Here is a 19,707-nt window from a genome sequence, read left to right as displayed (position 1 = left end):
CTTTATGTGCAATAGCAGAATTTGCAGGAAGAGGGAGTCGTGCGGTGAAACGCTGTAAAGCGACTGTGTCTTATCCGGCCTACGAGAGATTTCTGCAGGCCGGATAAGCACAGCGTAATTTTTTAGACGGTGAAGCCGAGCATCATCCCGGTATCTTCATGCTCTAACAGATGGCAGTGCGCCATATAGGCATGCTCTTTTGGCGCGTCGTGGTCAAACTTCACTAACACCTCGCTCACGCCGCCTTCTACCCGCACAGTGTCCTTCCATCCCGCGCGGTGTGCGGCAGGCGCTTTGCCATTCTCAGACAGAATGCGGAACTGCGTGCCGTGAATGTGGAACGGATGCAGCATCATGTCGCCCTGGCCGGAAATCACCCAGCGTTCGTGCTGACCTTTCGCCGCGGCAAACATCGGTTTATTCATATCAAATGCCTGGCCATTAATCCGGTTGGCATTATGGAAGTCGAATGTTCCATGCTTCATGTTGCCCATGTCGCCATGCTGCATATTCCCCATCTCACCGTGGTTCATATTGCCATGATTCATATTGCCGTGGCCCATATTGTCATTATTCATATGGCCCATCATCTTCCCATGATCCATACCCGCCATGGCCTGACCGCCGTATTTCTTCATCAGCATTTGCATGCCCATCATATCGAGCATCGGATCCATCGACAGCTGCAGCTTGCGCACCGTCAGCCCTTCCAGTGACGGCAGCGATGGCATGGATGTCAGCGAATCTGGCAGCGTGCCGGAAGCGGTAATCAGCAATGGTTGAACGCGCATCACCGGGTGCGGCTTATCGAATGGCGCAATCGCCATCCCCATCTGACTGACTGGCAGAGTGACCAGATCAAAAGCTTTGCCGTCACTGACATCCACCAGCACTTCAAAGCGCTCGCCCATCAGCATAGGAAGCTCGGTCACTTTTACCGGTTCAGCCAACAGTCCACCGTCGCTGGCAATGACGTACAAAGGACGATTGTCGCTGGCCGCAATGTTCAGTGAGCGTGCGTTACAACCATTCAACAGGCGTAGACGCAACCAGCCACGCGGTGCGGCATGCTGAGGATAAATCGCCCCGTTGGTCAGCAGCGTATCGCCAAACCAGCCGACGGCGGCGGTCATGATGTCCAGTTGATAATCAACCTGCCCATCAGCAGAGAACTGTTTATCCTGAATAATCACCGGCACATCATCAATGCCCCACTGCTTAGGCAGCATCAGCTTGCGAATCTCTTCATCTTCAATTAGCACCAGTCCGGCCAGTCCCATAGCTACCTGACGGCCGGTCTTTCCATGCTGATGCGGGTGGAACCAGCAGGTCGCCGCCCGCTGATCCGGCGTGAAGGTCACTGAACGTTTCCCGCCCGCCGGGATAATGCCTTGCGGTCCACCGTCGACTTCACCGGGGATTTCCAGACCGTGCCAGTGCAACGTCGTCTCTTCGGCAAGCTGGTTATGGATATCCACGGTCACCGACTGCCCTTTGTTCAGCTTGACCGCAGGTCCGAGTAAATTGCCGTTATATCCCCAGGTCGTCGCTGTTTTACCAGCAAAGCTCGATTTTCCGGCTTGCACCACCAATTGCATACGGTTTGAGGCATCCGCGGTTAACAGGTCAGGAATGGGCAATGCAGGGCGGTCTGCGGCAAATACGCTCCGGCTCCACAGAGGTAACGCTGACGCGACGCCCAGCGCCACGGAGTACTTTAAAAAGTCACGACGTTGCATAATCACTTCCTTATATTCAGCAGCTTAAGCAGGCTATCTTTTAAGCATAAGCCTTCCCCTTACGGGAAGGTCAAGTGAACGGCTAATAATAAAGGTCGTCGCTTCGCTCGCAGTATGCTAACGTTTAAATTCCGTGATGCAGTGGTAGAAGCAATGAAGACGTTTTTCAGAACAGTTTTGTTCGGCACCCTGATGGCCGTATGCGCAAATAGCTACGCGCTCAGCGAGTCCGAAGCCGAAGATATGGCCGATTTAACGGCAGTTTTTGTTTTTCTGAAAAATGACTGTGGATACCAGAATTTGCCTAATGGGCAGATTCGTCGCGCACTGGTCTTTTTTGCCCAGCAAAACCAGTGGGACCTGAGTAATTACGACACCTTCAATATGAAAGCGCTGGGTGAAGACAGCTACCGCGATCTCAGCGGTATCGGCATCCCAACAGCAAAGAAATGCAAAGCGCTGGCGCGTGACTCTCTGAGCCTGCTGGCCTACGTTAAATAATCTCCGGCGCAATCAGGGTTGAGAGTGCAGTTACTCTGGCTGTACCAGCGTCAGGGCAACGGATTGCGCTTTTAATTCAGCCTGCGCGTTTGGCGGTAGATTCACATCGGTAACAACATCGGTAAAGCAACTAAGCGGCGCGACGTTAAATAACGAATGTGCGCCGTACTTACTGCTATCCGCCAGCAATACCTTCCGTTGGGCATTCGCAATAATTTCCTGCTTTAATCCCGCTTTGTCTTCCGTTGGCGTGGTTACACCCTTTTCCATACTCCAGGTGTTACAGCTCATAAAAGCAATATCAGGATAGACGCTGCGCAACATTTTCCGGCCAAACTCACCAATACAGGACTGGCTGCTGTCATCGATGCGTCCACCGACGATCGTCACCTCTATCTGACGGAATTCTGACAAAAACAGGGCAATATGCAGATCAACGGTAATCACTCGCAGCGGCAAATGCGTCAGACATTTTGCCAGCTCCAGCATTGTGGTACCGGCATCAAGCACCACGGCATCGCCCGCACGCACCATTGAGGCGGCAAAACGCGCAATCGCCCGTTTCTCAGCAGGCGATCGCAGTTGCTTTTCGTTTGTGGTTGGCTGCGCCGCTTCAAAGCGTCGTAACGCAACACCGCCGTGGCTGCGGCTGATCACACCCTGTTCATCCAGCTTGATGAGATCGCGCCTGATCGTTGCTGGAGAGGCGTCAACCGCGTCAACCAACTGTTCCACGGTAACCAGCGTATGATTTTTCAAATACGCCACAATCTTATCCAGACGGTGTTGCCCTTTCATAACAGTAAATTACGCCAGTTGCATTGCCAGTTTGATCGATACGGCCATGCTCTCAGATTTTGCTTTTCCCGTCCAGGCGATATCAAATGCCGTACCGTGATCGGCAGAGGTACGAATAAACGGTAAACCTGCTGTGATATTTACACCATCATAGAAACCCAGCAATTTCAGCGGGATATGCCCCTGATCGTGGTACATCGCCACCACCATGTCATACTGACCTTCATAAGCCTGTAAAAACACGGTATCCGGCGGGCACGGACCGTAAACATCCATCCCCTTCGCTTTCATATTCTCAATCGCGGGTCCGACAATACGAATTTCCTCATCGCCAAACAGGCCATTCTCTCCGGCATGTGGATTCACCCCCGCAACGGCAATACGCGGGTGTGCAAAGCCTACGCGCTTCAGGAAGGTATCCGCGATACCAATCACCGTTTCGACACGTTGCCCATTGAGCGTATCAAGGAATTTGCGCAGTGCGATATGCGTCGAAACATGGATAACTTTCAGCTTATCGGTGTACAGCACCATCGCATAGTCGCGGCTTTCGGTTAGCGTTGCCAGCAGTTCGGTATGTCCAGGATAATTGTGTCCGCCGAGATGCAGCGCTTCTTTGTTCAACGGCGCGGTCGCGATGGCATGTACATCCCCCTTCATCGCCAGTTCAGTCGCACGTTTCACACAGCGATAGGCCAGATCGCCCGCCTGCGCCTGCACTGTACCTGGAAGCAGTTCGTCAGGTTTCGCCAGCGGTTCATCAATCACATGAATCGTATCTGGCGTGAATCTGGCATCGGCGACCTGTTCAATAGCGCGAAATGTTACTCCGTCAGCCAGCCCCTGAGCCTGTAACCGCTGCAGCGTTTTTAGGCACCCAACCACCACCAGCGGTGCACCATTAAGTTCATCTTCGCGTAGCGCTTTAACAATAATTTCCGGACCAATCCCCGCCGGGTCTCCCATCGTAATCGCAATTGTTTTAGTTACCACGGTACATCTCCTCAATAAAATACAGCGCATCGCAAAGGGTCGTATCAGAACCGAATCCACCCGCTTTGGTAATAACCGGCAAGTCGTCAATCTCGCTATTCACAAACGTTCCGCACGGAATACAGGGGGCGACCTCACTGTGGATGCGATATCCTTCGGCACCCAACGCACTGGCGACCGCCGTGGCAATATCGCCTCCGGTCAGGAACAATCCGCCGATACGTGCTTGTTCAATAATGCGCAGCGTTATCTCCCCTAGACGCTGACTCAGCAGTTCTCCCAACTGCTGGCGACTCATCCCCACGTTGAAACACAGCGTGTCGATCATGTCCCGGTCTTCTGCACATCGACTGGTGCGTAAGATCGTGTGCTGCTGCTGGCTCAGTTGCGCGCAAGCCTGTTCAATAACAGAGTCCATTTCCGGTGCAAATGACGATGCAACCAACCGCGCGGCATCGATATCAACGACTTTTGCCCGACCCTGACACACTGCTTTTTCCACCTGACGTCGCGTTGCCTCACTCATTGAGCCAGCTACAACCAACACCGGTAATTCCTGCTTCTCTTGCATAAACGTTGCGGCCGGTAGCGCATTGGCCAGCCCCGCCGCCCCTACGAGTAGCGGCATCTGTTTTTGCTCACAAACCGCCTGCGCAATGAGCGCGAGATCTCGCTCTTCCACGGCATCCACCACCACCATACATTCGCCGGCTTTTGCAAAAGCGCTCAGCAGCGCACTCAAACTTCCCCGACGCACATCCACCAGCGACACCTCATGTACAGGGACATCGCTTTGCAACGCGACCAGTTCAGCGATACGCGAAGAGTGAATAGGCGTTTTTGGATCGCTGGCGAATTCCGTTTCCAGCAGCGGCACACCATGGACCAGGCACAAGCCATCCTGCGTGGTGCGCCCGGCAGCAGGAATTGCCGCCGCAATCACGGCCAGCGTCCGACCGGCTGTACGCATGGCTGCAGTGACTTCAGCCCCCACATTGCCACGAAATGTCGAGTCTATTTTTTTGTATACCAGCGGTATTGCTTCGCCCTCACACCATGGCGCTAACGCTTGTTGTACAGCCGCGGCGGCCTGCGTTGCCGGCATCGCCCGGCTTTCCGTATTGATGACCAGAACATCGGCGCGGCGCGACGGTTTCTGCGCTGGGGTCAGCATTACTTCGGTACGCGCCCCTTTTTTCGCCAGCTGTACGCCGGTATCGTTAGAGCCCGTAAAGTCATCGGCGATAACGATCATTTTCATGCTTTCTTCTCCTGCACGGCCTGACGAGACTGCCTTTTCGCGACCCACGACGTAAGAATTGGCGTCAGAATGGCGGTTGTAATGACTGACGCAGCGATCAGCGGCGCTGCCGCAGCGGCAACCTCTGCCAGCGAGGGATCGGCCTGTGCTATGGCCAGTGGCGTCGCGACGGCGTTCCCCGCCGTACTGGATGCCGCAGCACCAGCAATACCACTCCCGCCAACCAGACGATCGGCACGAATGTTAAAGAAGCCGCCCACAAAGGTGGTCAGCACACCCAGCAGAATGCCCGCCAGACCGCCTTGCAGCAGCATTTCCAGGTTAATACCGGCTCCAAGTGCAAATGCAAAGAAAGGAATAAGCAGTGGACCACCTTTGGTCAGGAAGTCACGCATATTAGCGTCGAGGTTACCGAGGATCATGCCAACCACCAGCGGAACAAGAACCGCCGCCAGCGCCATGATAGGAATATTTGCCATACCCGCCGCGCCCAGCGCGATCATGGTAAAGAAAGGTCCGTCATTCAGAGACAAAATGGAGATCGCACCGACATCACGTTCATTGCCAAACTCGCCAACCAGCGCCGCGTAAAGCCCGCCATTGGAGTTACTCATTGCCGCAATAATGGCAACACCGCTTAAGCCAAAGATGCCCTCCGCGCCAAACAGGTGTTCAACCCCGAGACCAATTGCAATCGCGACCAGTAACTTGGTCAGCGTAATCGTGCCGCCTTGTAGCAAAGCTTGCGGCGCCGCCTTTACGCTAATTCCCGCCCCCATACAGAGCAGGAACGCGCCAATCAAGGGAGCCGCGCCATTTTTAAATAAAGCCGTGGTGAATCCACCGATCTGCAACGCCTGCGGGGCAAAAGTGTTGATAATGGCACCGATAACCAACGGCACAACCATCATGCCGCCGGGTACGCGTTCTATTGCCTTCTTGATGTTCATGGTCTTCCCGCCTGTTGTTATGTTGTGATTAAATAAAATCACAACGATTATATTCAATCAAAATAAGATCACAAACGCGGCAGATCACAGTTTTTGAATGATTAATAAAAATCAAATAATCATTCGGACGAAAAAAAAGCCGGGTTTGTCTCACCCGGCTTCATTGATATCTGAAATATCTCAGGATTGATGCACAAATTCGCGGTATGCCGCCACAACCTGAAGAAAGTCCTCTACACCACAGAGCGAAAAACTTTCTTCGTCGTAGTAGCTCATCCCCTCTTCCATCTCATCGCCAGAGAACTCCAGCTGATTAGCGCGAACCATCACTTCTTCGCCATCCAGCCAGAGCGTGTATTCATGCCCTGCTCGCTGCCAGGAGCGCTCACTGCCCTTAACCGCACGCGCTGCCTGTTCCACTTCATCCAGTAAGGCCAGGTTCTCTTTCACTTCCTCATTAAACCAGTGCCCCACCACCTCGTGGCCCATGGACATACGCACTTTTACCACCCCGGTAATATCGCGCAGAAATTCGTAATCCATAATGTCTTCCTCTACTCCCGGCAATGCGCCAATACCGCATTGCGCCTTGCTGTAATTATCGCAGCAGCGCGGCAGAAAAAAAGCGTAGTGGGTATAAGGAATAGAAATAAAAATGCCCGGAGAAGCAGACTTCTCCGGGCATTGATGCGTTTTTACACAAAATGCCTTAGGGCATTACACCGCGGTCTGGAAAATCACACCATCGGCTTTCTCGGTGTACTGAGACAGCTGGTCGAAGTTCAGATAACGGTAAGTATCTACGGCCGTTTTATCTACCTGCGCCACATAGGTCTGATACTCTTCCGCCGTCGGCAGTTTGCCGATCAGCGCCGCAACCGCCGCCAGTTCCGCAGAAGCCAGGTAGACGTTCGCCCCGGTACCTAAACGGTTCGGGAAGTTACGGGTAGAGGTCGACACCACCGTTGCGCCGTCGGCTACACGCGCCTGGTTACCCATGCACAGAGAGCAGCCTGGAATTTCGATACGCGCACCGCTCTTACCGAACACGCTGTAATAACCTTCTTCGGTCAGCTGTGCCGCATCCATACGGGTTGGCGGAGCCACCCACAGACGCGTTGGCAGTTGGCCTTTGTGCGCATCCAGCAGCTTACCAGCGGCACGGAAGTGGCCGATATTAGTCATGCAGGAACCGATGAACACTTCGTCGATCTTCTCGCCCTGTACGTCAGACAGCAGACGCGCATCGTCCGGATCGTTCGGTGCACACAGGATTGGCTCTTTGATATCCGCCAGATCGATGTCGATCACTGCCGCGTATTCTGCGTCAGCGTCGGCTTCCAGCAACTGCGGATCCGCCAGCCATTTTTCCATGCCCTGCACACGACGTTCCAGCGTACGGCGATCGCCGTAACCTTCTGCGATCATCCACTTCAGCAGAACGATGTTAGAGCTCAGATACTCAACGATCGGCTCTTTGTTCAGCTTGATGGTACAACCGGCAGCAGAACGTTCAGCGGAGGCGTCGGTCAATTCGAACGCCTGCTCCACTTTGAGATCCGGCAGACCTTCGATTTCAAGAATGCGGCCAGAGAAGATGTTCTTCTTACCTTTCTTCTCAACGGTCAGCAGACCCTGTTTGATCGCGTACAGCGGGATGGCGTGTACCAGATCGCGCAGGGTGATACCCGGCTGCATTTTGCCTTTGAAACGCACCAGAACGGATTCCGGCATATCCAGCGGCATCACGCCGGTCGCAGCAGCAAACGCCACCAGACCAGAACCTGCCGGGAAGGAAATCCCGATAGGGAAACGGGTATGGGAGTCACCACCGGTACCTACGGTATCCGGCAGCAGCATGCGGTTCAGCCAGGAGTGAATAACGCCGTCGCCCGGACGCAGCGACACACCGCCGCGGTTCATGATGAAGTCTGGCAGCGTGTGATGCGTGTTCACGTCAACCGGCTTCGGATACGCCGCAGTGTGGCAGAAGGACTGCATCACCAGGTCAGACGAGAAGCCCAGGCACGCCAGGTCTTTCAGTTCGTCACGGGTCATAGGGCCAGTAGTATCCTGAGAACCGACGGAGGTCATCTTCGGTTCGCAGTACGCGCCCGGACGGATACCTTTTACGCCGCAGGCACGGCCAACCATTTTTTGTGCCAGAGAGAAGCCACGGCTGCTTTCCGCCACGTCTTTCGCCTGACGGAATACGTCACTGTGCGGCAGGCCCAGCGCTTCGCGCGCCTTGGTAGTCAGGCCACGACCGATGATCAGCGGGATACGGCCACCGGCGCGTACTTCGTCGATCAGGACTTCGGTTTTCAGCTCAAAGCTTGCCAGCAGTTCGCCGGTTTCGTGGTTGCGTACTTCGCCTTTGAACGGGTAAACGTCAATCACGTCGCCCATGTTCATGTTCGACACGTCCACTTCAATCGGCAGTGCGCCCGCATCTTCCATGGTGTTGAAGAAGATAGGTGCAATTTTGCCGCCGAGGCACAGGCCGCCGCCGCGCTTGTTCGGCACATGAGGAATGTCGTCACCCATGAACCACAGCACGGAGTTGGTTGCGGATTTACGCGAAGAACCGGTACCGACAACATCACCCACATAAGCCAGCGGGTAACCTTTTTTCTGCAATTCTTCGATCTGTTTGATCGGGCCAACCACGCCAGGCTGATCCGGTTCGATACCTTCACGGGCGTTTTTCAGCATCGCCAGAGCGTGCAGAGGGATATCCGGGCGAGACCATGCATCCGGTGCCGGAGAAAGGTCATCGGTGTTGGTTTCACCCGTCACTTTAAAGACAGTAACGGTGATTTTTTCAGCCAGAGCTGGACGGTTCAGGAACCATTCGGCATCAGCCCAGGATTGCATTACCTGCTTCGCATATTCGTTGCCCGCTTTGGCTTTTTCTTCTACATCGTAGAAGTTATCGAACATCAGCAGCGTTGAAGAGAGCGCTTTGGCGGCAATCGGCGCCAGTTTTGCATCGTCCAGCGCGTCGATCAGCGGATGAATGTTGTAGCCACCCTGCATGGTGCCCAGCAGTTCAATGGCTTTTTCTGGGGTAACCAGCGGGGAGGTGGTGTCGCCTTTTGCGACAGCGGCGAGAAAACCAGCTTTAACATAAGCGGCTTCATCTACGCCAGGAGGAACGCGGTTGATCAACAGGTCTAACAGGAATTCTTCTTCGCCCACAGGCGGGGTCTTCAGCAGCTCGACAAGTGCAGCCATTTGGGTTGCGTCTAAAGGTTTTGGCACAATCCCCTGGGCAGCACGCTCAGCTACGTGCTTACGGTATTCTTCTAGCACGACGATATCTCCTCGCTCTCATTGTCATAATGCGGCGCTTTTGTAGATGGGCGATTCTCTTCACGCTCCTGTGAGACAGTAGTTAGTAGGGTAAATGCCCGGTACCGCATAAGGCACAATAACAGGATTTTCATTAAGTGTTAATCCGTTTACAAAAAAGCAACATAAAAAATTGGCTGAATCGTTAAGAATGGTATAGCGACAAGGTGAGGCGAAATTAAGTCAGCTTAAAACCGCCCATAAACGGTTAATTTTCAAGCGCGATCGGCTGAATATTCCAGCGATTTTTCCGCCATCACATATAATTGTGTAATAAATACTCACACTCTTTTTTCGGACCTACCTGGTGAATCAACCATAAAAGTCAAAACTGTCTAACACGGGTGAATAATACTCGCGGCAACAGGAACGCCTCACGGCACAGCGCTCGTCTCGTTGGAGTCATTTTATGAAGTTGCCCCTTAAGCCACATCTGCTTGTCCTTTTGTGCAGTGCCGGGCTGTTTGCCGCCTCTGGCGTGATGTTTGTTAAAAGTCGCACAACGGAGCCTGCTGCTCCGGCCCCCGTTGCGCAGCAGCCGTCAACACCGGCCCCAGCTCCCGTAGCGGCCCCCGCCCCGGTAGAGCAAACTGCACCCGCCGTGGCACCAACCTACTCAGCAGCACAAATCGATCAGTGGGTTGCACCTATCGCGCTCTATCCAGACTCGCTGCTGTCGCAAATTTTGATGGCCTCAACCTATCCGGCTAACGTCATCCAGGCCGCACAGTGGTCAAAAGACAATCCCAAAATGCAGGGCGATGCCGCCATTCAGGCCGTTGCCAGCCAGCCCTGGGATCCCAGCGTGAAATCGCTGGTCGCTTTTCCTCAGTTGATGTCGCTGATGGGTGAAAATCCGCCGTGGGTACAAAGCCTGGGCGATGCTTTCCTCGCGCAGCCGAAGGACGTCATGGATTCCGTTCAACGTCTGCGTGTACTGGCGCAACAAACCGGCGCGCTGCAATCAACACCGCAACAGACCGTCACCACCGTGACCAAAGCGGCACCGGCGAAAACCGCCACCAGCACGTCGACGACCAGCACTACCACCACGACAAGCCCTACTGTCATCAAGATTGAATCCGCCGATCCGCAGGTGGTGTACGTTCCAACCTATAACCCGAACACGGTTTACGGTACCTGGCCGAATACCGCCTATCCACCAACCTATCTGCCACCAACGCCCGGTGAGCAATTTGGTAACAGCTTCGTCAATGGTTTAGGCTTCAGCCTTGGTGTCGCCACAACCTATGCCATCTTCAGCAACATCGACTGGGATGACGACGACGACCACCATCATAATGATGACTGGGATAACCATGGCGGCTATAACCGCAACGGTGATAACAACATCAACATTAACGTTGATAACTTCAATAAAATCAGTGGTCAGCGCCTGACAGATGCCAACCGTACCTGGCAGCATAACCCGGCCTACCGTGAGGGTGTGCCTTACCCAAATAGCCAGCTCAATAACCGCTTCCACTCCACTAACACGGCAACCGGGTTAAGTTCGACCCAGCAAAGACCGGTCAACCGTGATAGCCAGCGTCAGGCAGCCCTGAGCCAGATGGAAAAATCGACGGGGAAAACATTCCCGCAAACGGCGCGTACGGGCACGAGAGACGCCCAGCGTCAGGCATCGAATCAACAACTGAAGCAAATTTCCCAACGTAATAACTACCGCGGTTACGATACCAAACCGCAAACCGCGAAGCGGACGAGTACTCAGCAGCGGGAGAATCGCCAGGCAGTCGCCCAGCGACAGGAGAAACGGGTCACGCAACCGGCGCAGCAACGCAATGTACAACAGCGCAATCTTCAACAGCGAACCAGCCAGCCACGCGCCAATGCGCTGAGCGGTAACGACAGTCGCTCCGCCAACTGGCAGGCACAGCAACAGCGAGGTGCCCAGAGCCGGCAGGTCGCCCGTAATCAGCCATCGCGCCAGCCTTCTGGCGGGCGTGCTGAACACCGTGAATTCCGTCATCGTTAAGGGAACCGACATGAAAAATAAACTACTCAGTGGAATGGTGTTGTTCATGGTTTCGGCCACCGCGATGGCACAACAATCCTTCAGCACACCAGACCAGGCAACAGATGCGCTGGCAAACGCTATTAGTGAGCAAAATGAAAGTGCAATGAGCAATCTGCTCGGGGAAAACTGGCGTGATTTTCTGCCGCCAGAAGGCGTCGATCCTGATGCGGTTGATCGCTTCCTGCGTGACTGGAAGGTACGCCATAGCACTGTCATCGACGGCAATACGGCGCATCTTGTGGTTGGGGACAGCGACTGGCAACTGCCTATCCCGGTCGTCAAAAACGCTTCAGGCTGGCAATTTGATATCAAGGAAGCGGCCGAAGAGATCCTGACCCGTGAGATTGGACGCAACGAACTTGCTGCCATCGAGGCGTTGCACGCCTATGTGGATGCTCAGCAGAGCTATTTTGCGATGAACCAGAAATACGCGCAAAAGATTGTCAGTTCTGAAGGGAAAAAGGATGGTCTGTACTGGCCTGTTTCGCCGGGCGAAGCGCCAAGCCCGCTTGGCCCAGCCTTCAGCCCACAGGAGCCGGGCATGGGCTATCACGGCTATCGCTTCCGGATCCTTCCCGATAAAACCAGCGGTTTTGCCATGGTAGCCTGGCCCGTTAGCTACGATCACACCGGCGTGATGAGTTTTATGATTAACGGTGAAGACAAAGTCTACCAGGCCGATCTCGGTGTTGAATCACAGCAGAAAGCGCAAGCGTTAACCACATTCCATCCGGATAAAAACTGGCAACCTGTAGCGCCCTGATACCGAGTCGGAAGGTTAGTAGGCCGGGTAAGGCATAGCCGCCCCCCGGCAACCCGCAACAAATTACAGGATGTTAGCGACAGATTTCGCCAGTTGAGCTTCCAACACCGGCTTCGCTTCTTCGAACTTCAGATTCACTTTGTTAGCATTAGACACAACGCGGGTCTGGTATTTTGCGCGATCGCCTTGCGCGCTGCTGGTTTGCAGCTTGATACCAGATGTCCCTTGACGCAATGCAGCAACATTATCCGTTGTCACTTTCGCTTTGCTGCGTTCAGAGATTTGCAGGTCAGTAACCATGGTGTAGTTAACGTCTTCCACCATCGCATCCGCGGCCATGCCGATCAGACCCGCCGCGATACCAACACCCAGCGCCGCACCAGAGGAGTTGCTGTTATAAGCGGTAATCCCCGCGCCCAGCGCTGCGCCCATCGCGGCACCTTCGTAACCCGTTTTCAGGAAGCCTTGAGCTTCACGCAGATCCATTTTGTCCGCTTTCAACACGTTCGCCTGCACCCAGTAATAAGCGCTGTCTGGCGAACTGGTCACTTTATACCCCTTCGCTGACAGGTCATTTGCCAGCAGGGTTTGCAGGTTACTCATGTCTTTGTCAGAGGTGTTTTTTACCTGAATGTAGACGGTCTTCTCGCTGGAAGGCTCCAGCCAGATGGTTTCACTCATCTGCGTTTTCACTTCAAGGTTACGTTTTTTAACGGCGGTGGTCATCGCACCACAACCGGTCAGCGTCATTGTCGCGACAACCATGCCAACAACCGCGATTTTTTTTAAAGACATGTATTTTCCTTTTTCGTGTAATAGAGAGTCCAGAGCCTCTTCTCCGTGCGGCCAGTAGCCACACAATGGCGAAAAAAGTATCGGCAGTTGCGCAATTTTTTTTAGTGGAAATATCAATGAGATGACTACTAAAACTGGTAGTTTTCAGGCAAAAAAAACGCCTCCGAAGAGGCGTTTTCACAAAAGCGGGAAGATTACTTTTTCTTCGCTTTCGGGTTTGGCAGGTCGGTAATGCTACCTTCAAAGATTTCTGCCGCCAGGCCAACGGACTCGTGCAGAGTCGGGTGCGCGTGGATGGTCAGCGCGATATCTTCTGCGTCACAACCCATTTCGATCGCCAGACCGATTTCGCCCAGCAGCTCGCCGCCGTTGGTACCGACAATCGCACCACCGATAACACGGTGAGATTCTTTGTCGAAAATCAGTTTGGTCATACCGTCTGCGCAATCGGAAGCGATAGCACGGCCAGAAGCAGCCCACGGGAAGGTGGCGGTTTCGTAGCTAATGCCTTTTTCTTTCGCTTCTTTCTCGGTCAGACCAACCCATGCAACTTCTGGTTCAGTGTATGCAATGGATGGGATAACTTTCGGATCGAAGTAGTGTTTCTTGCCGGCGATAACTTCAGCGGCAACGTGACCTTCATGAACACCTTTGTGTGCCAGCATCGGCTGACCGACGATATCGCCGATAGCAAAGATGTGCGGCACGTTGGTGCGCAACTGTTTGTCAACGCGGATGAAGCCACGGTCGTCAACTTCCACGCCAGCTTTGCCCGCGTCGAGGTTTTTACCGTTCGGTACACGACCGATAGCGACCAGCACAGCATCGTAACGCTGAGCTTCGGCAGGGGCTTTTTTGCCTTCCATGGAAACGTAGATACCGTCTTCTTTCGCTTCAACGGCGGTCACTTTGGTTTCCAGCATCAGGTTGAACTTCTTGCTGATGCGCTTGGTGAAGACTTTAACCACGTCTTTGTCGGCAGCCGGGATAACCTGGTCGAACATTTCAACCACGTCGATCTCTGAACCCAGCGCATGGTACACGGTACCCATTTCCAGACCGATGATACCGCCGCCCATTACCAGCAGGCGCTTAGGAACAGTTTTCAGTTCCAGTGCATCGGTGGAATCCCACACGCGCGGATCTTCATGCGGAATAAACGGCAGTTCGATCGGACGGGAACCCGCCGCGATGATTGCGTTGTCGAAGTTGATCACGGTTTTGCCGTTTTCGCCTTCAACTTCCAGGGTGTTTGCCCCGGTAAATTTACCCAGACCGTTAACCACTTTCACTTTACGGCCTTTGGCCATACCCGCCAGACCGCCGGTCAGCTGAGTGATAACTTTTTCTTTCCAGGTACGAATCTTGTCGATATCGGTTTTCGGCTCGCCAAAAACGATACCGTGTTCAGCCAGCGCTTTGGCTTCTTCGATAACTTTTGCTACGTGCAGCAGCGCTTTAGAAGGGATACAGCCGACGTTCAGACAAACACCGCCAAGGGTGCTGTAACGTTCTACGATGACGGTCTCCAGACCTAAATCTGCGCAACGGAAGGCAGCAGAGTAACCTGCAGGGCCTGCCCCAAGTACCACGACCTGAGTTTTGATTTCAGTGCTCATCATGACCTCTTAATTTATACCCGTCGTCCAGCGGGTCGTTCTATCCGCCCGTATTTTACAAAATTGTTAACAATTTTGAAACAACAAACGGCAACCGATTTGTCTTTCGCACAATAACCTCACTGACTTCATGAGATTACCAGAAAAAAGCCGGCCGTCGGGCCGGCTTTTTCGCTTACATCACCAGGCGGCGAATGTCAGACAGCATGTTGTTGATGATGGTGATAAAGCGCGCACCATCCGCACCGTCAATTACACGGTGGTCGAAGGAGAGCGAAATCGGCATCATCAGACGCGGCATAAACTCTTTACCGTTCCACACTGGCTCCATAGAGGACTTGGAGACACCGAGGATAGCCACTTCCGGCGCGTTCACAATCGGCGCGAAGTGGGTAGTACCCAGGCCACCGATGCTGGAGATGGTGAAGCAACCGCCCTGCATTTCGCCAGCGGTCAGCTTGCCATCACGCGCTTTCTTGGAGATCACGGTCAGTTCACGAGACAGCTCGGTAATGCTCTTCTTGTTCACGTCTTTGAAGACCGGAACAACCAGACCATTCGGAGTATCAACCGCTACACCGATGTTGATGTATTTCTTCAGGGTCAGGCGCTGACCGTCTTCAGACAGGGAGCTGTTGAAGCGCGGCATCTGTTCCAGAGCTGCGGCAACGGCTTTCATGATGAAGACTACTGGGGTGAATTTCACGTCCAGTTTACGTTTTTCAGCTTCGGCGTTCTGCTGTTTACGGAACGCTTCCAGATCGGTGATATCGGTCTTATCGAAGTGAGTAACGTGCGGGATCATCACCCAGTTACGGCTCAGGTTAGCACCAGAGATTTTCTGGATACGGCCCAGTTCCACTTCTTCGATTTCACCAAACTTGCTGAAGTCCACTTTCGGCCAAGGCAGCATGCCCGGGATACCGCCACCTGCTGCTGCAGTCGGAGCCGCTTCAGCACGCTTGATAGCGTCTTTCACGTAAGCCTGAACGTCTTCACGCAGGATACGACCTTTACGGCCAGAACCTTTCACTTTCGCCAGGTTCACACCGAATTCGCGCGCCAGGCGACGAATCAGCGGCGTTGCATGAACGTAAGCGTCGTTTTCAGCAAACTCAGATTTGCCTTCCGCTTTTGCGGCCGGAGCTGCGGCTTGCGCAGGCGCTGGTGCAGCGGCCGGAGCCGGAGCTGCTGCTTGTGCAGGAGCGGCTGCAGGTGCTGCGCCTTCGACTTCGAAGACCATAATCAGAGAACCGGTTTTAACTTTGTCGCCGGTGCTGATTTTGATTTCTTTCACGGTACCCGCGAACGGTGCCGGAACTTCCATCGACGCTTTATCGCCTTCAACGGTGATCAGTGACTGCTCAGCGGCAATTTTATCGCCCACTTTAACCATCACTTCAGTGACTTCAACTTCGTCACCACCGATATCCGGTACGTTAACTTCTTTCGAGCCGGAAGCAGCCGGAGCCGCCGCTGCTGCTGGAGCAGCCGCCTGAGCCGGTGCTGCAGCAGGCGCTGCGCCCGCCACTTCGAAGACCATAATCAGGGAACCGGTAGACACTTTGTCACCCGTGTTGATTTTGATCTCTTTAACGGTACCTGCGAACGGCGCCGGAACTTCCATAGAGGCTTTGTCACCTTCAACGGTGATCAGAGACTGTTCAGCCGCAACGGTGTCGCCCACTTTAACCATGATCTCGGTAACTTCTACTTCGTCGCCGCCGATGTCAGGTACGTGTACGTCTTTCGCCGCAGAGGCAGCAGGTGCTGCTGCCGGAGCTGCTTCTTTCTTCTCTTCTGCCTGAACAGGTGCAGCAGCTGCTGCACCGTCGGCGGAATCGAAAATCATGATCAGTTTGCCGGTCTCAGTTTTGTCGCCAACAGAGACTTTGATCTCTTTAACGATACCCGCCTGAGGGGACGGAACTTCCATAGAGGCTTTGTCGCCTTCTACGGTGATCAGCGACTGTTCAGCTTCAACTTTGTCGCCTACTTTGACCAGGATCTCGGTGATTTCAACTTCATCAGCCCCGATGTCCGGTACATTGATTTCGATAGCCATTATTCTTTTACCTCTTACGCCAGACGCGGGTTAACTTTATCTGCATCGATGTTGAATTTGATGATTGCGTCAGCAACCACTTTCTTATCGATTTCGCCACGTTTAGCCAGTTCGCCCAGGGCCGCTACAACCACGTAGGAAGCATCAACTTCGAAGTGGTGACGCAGGTTTTCACGGCTGTCAGAGCGACCGAAACCGTCAGTACCCAGTACGCGATAATCATCAGCCGGTACATAAGTACGAACCTGTTCGGCAAACAGTTTCATATAGTCAGTAGATGCCACTGCCGGAGCGTCGTTCATCACCTGAGCGATGTACGGAACGCGCGGAGTTTCCAGCGGGTGCAGCATGTTCCAGCGCTCACAATCCTGGCCATCACGCGCCAGTTCAGTGAAGGAGGTTACGCTGTAAACGTCAGAACCTACACCGTAGTCGTTCGCCAGGATCTGTGCTGCTTCACGCACGTGACGCAGGATAGAACCGGAGCCCAGCAGCTGAACTTTACCTTTCTTACCTTCGAGGGTTTCGAGTTTGTAGATACCTTTACGGATACCTTCCTCGGCACCTGCTGGCATTGCCGGCATGTGGTAGTTTTCGTTCAGCGTGGTGATGTAGTAGTAAACGTTCTCTTGTTTCTCACCGTACATACGCTCCAGACCATCGTGCATGATGACCGCAACTTCGTACGCGTAAGACGGATCGTAAGAGATACAGTTCGGGATAGTCAGAGACTGAATATGGCTGTGACCATCTTCGTGCTGCAGACCTTCACCGTTCAGCGTCGTACGACCGGAAGTACCACCAATCAGGAAGCCACGAGCCTGTTGGTCGCCTGCCTGCCAGCACAGGTCACCAATACGCTGGAACCCGAACATGGAGTAGTAGATGTAGAACGGGATCATCGGCAGATCGTTGGTGCTGTAAGAAGTCGCAGCAGCCAGCCAGGATGCGCCTGCACCCAGTTCGTTGATACCTTCCTGCAGGATCTGGCCTTTCTCGTCTTCTTTGTAGTAAGCAACCTGCTCACGGTCCTGCGGGGTGTACTGCTGACCGTTCGGGCTGTAGATACCAATCTGACGGAACAGACCTTCCATACCGAAAGTACGCGCTTCGTCAGCGATGATCGGAACCAGACGATCTTTGATCGACTTGTTCTTCAGCATCACGTTCAGGGCACGAACGAAAGCGATAGTGGTGGAGATTTCTTTGTTCTGCTCTTCCAGCAGCGCACCGAAGTCTTCCAGAGCTGGCAGTTCCAGCTTCTCGGTGAAGTTCGGCTGACGAGCAGGCAGGTAGCCGTGCAGTTTCTGACGCTGAGCGTGCAGATAAGTGTGCTCTTCAGAACCTTCCGGGAAGGTGATGTAAGACAGGTTTTCAACCTGCTCGTCGGTCACAGGAACGTTGAAACGGTCGCGGATATAACGCACGCCGTCCATGTTCATTTTCTTAACCTGGTGAGCGATGTTTTTACCTTCAGCAGTGTCACCCATGCCGTAACCTTTGATGGTATGGGCCAGGATTACAGTTGCTCTGCCTTTGGTTTCCTGCGCTTTTTTCAGTGCAGCGTAGACTTTCTTCGGATCGTGACCACCACGGTTCAGAGCCCAAATCTGCTCGTCAGTCCAGTCAGCAACCAGTGCTGCGGTTTCCGGGTATTTACCGAAGAAGTGCTCACGTACGTATGCGCCATCTTTGGATTTGAAGGTCTGGTAGTCGCCGTCAACGGTTTCGTTCATCAGCTGGATCAGTTTACCGCTGGTGTCTTTACGCAGCAGCTCATCCCAACGACCGCCCCACATGACTTTGATAACGTTCCAGCCAGCGCCCGCGAAGATGCCTTCCAGTTCGTTAACAATCTTGCCGTTACCGGTTACCGGGCCGTCAAGACGCTGCAGGTTACAGTTGATAACAAAGACCAGGTTGTCCAGTTTTTCACGGGTCGCGATGGTGATCGCACCTTTAGATTCTGGCTCATCCATCTCGCCGTCGCCCAGGAAGGCGTAAACGGTTTGTTTAGAGGTATCTTTCAGGCCACGGTGTTCCAGATATTTCAGGAATTTAGCCTGGTAGATAGCACCGATTGGGCCCAGACCCATAGATACGGTCGGGAACTGCCAGAATTCTGGCATCAGTTTCGGGTGCGGGTAGGAAGACAGGCCTTTGCCATGTACTTCCTGACGGAAGTTGTTCATCTGCTCTTCAGTCAGACGACCTTCCAGGAATGCGCGTGCGTAGATGCCCGGAGAGATGTGACCCTGGAAGTACACCAGATCGCCGCCATCTTGCTCGTTGCGTGCACGGAAGAAGTGGTTGAAGCAAACATCATATACCGTTGCGGAGGACTGGAAGGATGCCATGTGGCCACCCAGCTCGAGGTCCTTTTTAGACGCGCGCAGTACGGTCATGATGGCGTTCCAGCGGATAGCAGAACGAATACGACGTTCCAGCTCCAGATTGCCCGGGTATTCCGGTTCATCTTCAACGGCAATAGTGTTTACATAATTGCTGGCCCCTGCACCTGCCGCTACTTTCACGCCGCCTTTGCGAGCTTCTGAAAGCAGTTGGTCGATCAGATACTGAGCACGCTCAACACCTTCTTCACGGATGACCGATTCGATCGCCTGTAGCCAGTCGCGAGTTTCGATCGGATCCACGTCATTTGGGAAACGTTCTGACATGGGGGTATTCCTTATCTATCTAATACGTTGAGTTATCTGGAACCTGTCCCATTACGTTCTCGCCAGAGAGCGTAATAAGACAGGTTCTGCGTTTAGTTGCCGCGCACTTTATATGGCGCTTGATTTACAACATCTTCTGGTTAACGTTCTACC

At 53.6% G+C, this 19,707-nt stretch carries 14 protein-coding genes; 3 read left to right on the top strand and 11 right to left on the bottom strand.

The window, feature by feature from the left end; all coding sequences use genetic code 11:
* Positions 1 to 122 precede the first annotated feature (122 nt).
* Positions 123 to 1,739, bottom strand: coding sequence for a multicopper oxidase CueO (gene cueO, locus OGX83_RS01880; RefSeq protein ID WP_057067420.1), 1,617 nt, complete (start codon positions 1,737 to 1,739; stop codon positions 123 to 125).
* Positions 1,740 to 1,892: 153 nt separating this feature from the next.
* On the opposite strand from cueO, the gene OGX83_RS01875 reads away from it, so the two are divergent.
* A complete protein-coding gene (locus tag OGX83_RS01875) occupies positions 1,893 to 2,240 on the top strand; it encodes a YacC family pilotin-like protein (protein WP_032941691.1) in 348 nt (115 codons plus the stop codon).
* Positions 2,241 to 2,270: 30 nt separating this feature from the next.
* Here OGX83_RS01875 and OGX83_RS01870 read toward each other — a convergent pair whose 3' ends face one another.
* The 6 genes from OGX83_RS01870 to acnB form a co-directional block, all read right to left on the bottom strand.
* Positions 2,271 to 3,038, bottom strand: a complete 768-nt coding sequence (locus tag OGX83_RS01870) for a DeoR/GlpR family DNA-binding transcription regulator (protein WP_032942381.1) — start codon at positions 3,036 to 3,038, stop codon at positions 2,271 to 2,273.
* Between the two features lie 9 nt (positions 3,039 to 3,047).
* On the bottom strand, positions 3,048 to 4,031 hold the full coding sequence (locus OGX83_RS01865; protein WP_082196955.1) for a D-threonate 4-phosphate dehydrogenase: 984 nt from the start codon (positions 4,029 to 4,031) through the stop codon (positions 3,048 to 3,050).
* Complete coding sequence (gene dtnK, locus OGX83_RS01860; RefSeq protein ID WP_079934989.1) at positions 4,021 to 5,292, bottom strand: D-threonate kinase; 1,272 nt, start codon at positions 5,290 to 5,292, stop codon at positions 4,021 to 4,023. Before dtnK ends, OGX83_RS01865 begins: the two co-directional genes overlap by 11 nt.
* On the bottom strand, positions 5,289 to 6,242 hold the full coding sequence (locus tag OGX83_RS01855) for a 2-keto-3-deoxygluconate permease 1 (protein WP_286587265.1): 954 nt from the start codon (positions 6,240 to 6,242) through the stop codon (positions 5,289 to 5,291). The genes dtnK and OGX83_RS01855 overlap by 4 nt, the downstream gene beginning before the upstream one ends.
* 180 nt (positions 6,243 to 6,422) lie before the next feature.
* Entirely contained in the window at positions 6,423 to 6,785 is a 363-nt protein-coding gene (gene yacL, locus OGX83_RS01850) for a protein YacL (RefSeq protein ID WP_020996227.1), read from the bottom strand.
* 174 nt (positions 6,786 to 6,959) lie between these two features.
* The gene (gene acnB, locus OGX83_RS01845; protein ID WP_008786215.1) at positions 6,960 to 9,557 is read right to left on the bottom strand and encodes a bifunctional aconitate hydratase 2/2-methylisocitrate dehydratase; all 2,598 of its coding nucleotides are present in this window, start codon (positions 9,555 to 9,557) and stop codon (positions 6,960 to 6,962) included.
* 448 nt (positions 9,558 to 10,005) lie between these two features.
* Here acnB and OGX83_RS01840 point away from each other — a divergent pair, with 448 nt between their 5' ends.
* Both OGX83_RS01840 and OGX83_RS01835 read left to right on the top strand, forming a co-directional pair.
* The gene (locus OGX83_RS01840) at positions 10,006 to 11,592 is read left to right on the top strand and encodes a DUF3300 domain-containing protein (protein WP_048214931.1); all 1,587 of its coding nucleotides are present in this window, start codon (positions 10,006 to 10,008) and stop codon (positions 11,590 to 11,592) included.
* A 10-nt stretch (positions 11,593 to 11,602) separates the two neighbouring features.
* Entirely contained in the window at positions 11,603 to 12,397 is a 795-nt protein-coding gene (locus OGX83_RS01835) for a DUF2950 family protein (RefSeq protein ID WP_008786213.1), read from the top strand.
* A gap of 63 nt (positions 12,398 to 12,460) precedes the next feature.
* On the opposite strand, the gene traT is transcribed toward OGX83_RS01835, so the two are convergent.
* From traT to aceE, 4 genes are all read right to left on the bottom strand, one after another.
* Positions 12,461 to 13,192, bottom strand: a complete 732-nt coding sequence (gene traT, locus OGX83_RS01830) for a conjugal transfer complement resistance protein TraT (RefSeq protein ID WP_048236127.1) — start codon at positions 13,190 to 13,192, stop codon at positions 12,461 to 12,463.
* A 194-nt stretch (positions 13,193 to 13,386) separates the two neighbouring features.
* Positions 13,387 to 14,811 (bottom strand): dihydrolipoyl dehydrogenase, encoded by a 1,425-nt coding sequence (lpdA, locus tag OGX83_RS01825; protein ID WP_003829486.1) that lies wholly within the window; start codon positions 14,809 to 14,811, stop codon positions 13,387 to 13,389.
* A gap of 175 nt (positions 14,812 to 14,986) precedes the next feature.
* A complete protein-coding gene (aceF, locus tag OGX83_RS01820; RefSeq protein WP_111466114.1) occupies positions 14,987 to 16,876 on the bottom strand; it encodes a pyruvate dehydrogenase complex dihydrolipoyllysine-residue acetyltransferase in 1,890 nt (629 codons plus the stop codon).
* Positions 16,877 to 16,890: 14 nt separating this feature from the next.
* Entirely contained in the window at positions 16,891 to 19,554 is a 2,664-nt protein-coding gene (gene aceE, locus OGX83_RS01815; RefSeq protein WP_048236129.1) for a pyruvate dehydrogenase (acetyl-transferring), homodimeric type, read from the bottom strand.
* Positions 19,555 to 19,707: the final 153 nt, after the last annotated feature.

The organism is Citrobacter sp. Cpo074 (assembly GCF_030332745.1).
GTDB classification, from domain to species: domain Bacteria; phylum Pseudomonadota; class Gammaproteobacteria; order Enterobacterales; family Enterobacteriaceae; genus Citrobacter; species Citrobacter portucalensis.
This window is presented reverse-complemented; position numbering and strand designations above follow the sequence as displayed.